Source organism: Caulobacter sp. BE264, from assembly GCF_031457805.1.
Classification (GTDB): Bacteria; Pseudomonadota; Alphaproteobacteria; order Caulobacterales; family Caulobacteraceae; genus Caulobacter.
On the sequence record NZ_JAVDXI010000022.1, the window covers coordinates 1 to 1273 of the forward strand.

The 1273-nt window shown below is 62.3% G+C and carries 1 protein-coding gene; it reads right to left on the reverse strand.

All coding sequences use genetic code 11. The features are described from left to right. Nucleotides 1–168: 168 nt before the first annotated feature. Nucleotides 169–1273, reverse strand: a 1105-nt coding sequence (locus J2X45_RS20270) for an ISNCY family transposase (protein ID WP_310218532.1), incomplete at its 5' end; no start/stop codon positions are given.

The following is a 1273-nucleotide window of genomic DNA, read 5'->3' on the forward strand; positions in this document are numbered from 1 at the left end:
TTGTCTACGCCGGTTAGAGAAGACACTTTTTCTCACCATTAGAGATGACACAGACTAGGAGCGTTAGGGTTGGCCGAAGGGCGGGCGCGCAGCTTTCAACATGCGCAGCGCACGACCGCCCGGCCAGCGCACCACAGGTCCGCAGCTGTTCCGTGCGAGCCTTCCGAACTAGATCGTTGTGAACATGTGCCCGATCTGTGCTGACCGCGCCGGCGCCTTGCGGCTCCTAACCTTCGGCGGCAGCTCGGCCTGCATTTTTCGACACAGTTCCAGAGCTTCGCTGAGCCGCTTGTTCTCAACGATGGCGCCCTGATCGACGCGGGTGATCCTATCGAATGTACGATAGGGCAGGGCCAAACCCTGATGGCGAACCTCAATCCGACCGTCTGGGAAGTCGTAGATCGTGACTTTCTTGCGGGGCAGGGCGCGTGTGATCTCATTCGGCTCAAGAATGAACATCACGCGATCGTACTGGACCGTCAGAGAGTGGGTGACTGTGCGCTCAACGCGCCAGGCGAAGCTTCCGTCCAGATCGTCCTGCGGCGCGAGCGGCCGATGCAGATCCTTGTCGAGCCGCGCAGGCTTTGCGAAGCGGCGGTTGTAGTCAGCCACAAATCCCGGGAGCAGGGCGTTGCCAGCCTCGATTCCGTCCGCGCCGGCCAGGCGCAGCTCCTTCACCAAGCGGTCCTGCAGCGTTTTGTGAGCGCGCTCGACGCGTCCCTTGGCCTGAGGCGCGTTGGCGCAAAGAATATCGATGTTGAGCTCGTGCAGGGCCCGACCAAACTGGGTCATGTCGCCGCCGTTGGCAGCGTCGGTGCGGTTGATCCGGAAAACCGAGTGCTTGTCGCTGTAGAGTGCGATCGGCTTGCCGTGATCCTCCAAGTAAGCCCGCATGGCCTGGAAGTAGGCAAAAGCGCTCTCGCTGGCGACGAAGCTCAGGTGCATCAGCCGACTGGTGGCGTCATCGACAAAGACCAGCAACGTGCATTGCGGACCGCGATCCTCAAACCACCAGTGCTCGCAGCCGTCGACTTGGACCAGTTCGCCCAGGCAGTCGCGCCGATGGCGGGGCTGATGGACGCGCTTGACCCGGTCGCGCCGGCGCACCCAGATTCCATCTTCGATCATCCACTGGCGCAGCGTCTCGATACCGATCGGCAGGCCGTGCACCTCGGCCAGCTTCTCGGCCGCTAGAGTCGGTCCGAAATCCTCGTAGCGCTCGCGGACGATGGCCAAACAGGTCTGGCGAAAGGTCGCGCCGTGAGCACGATTG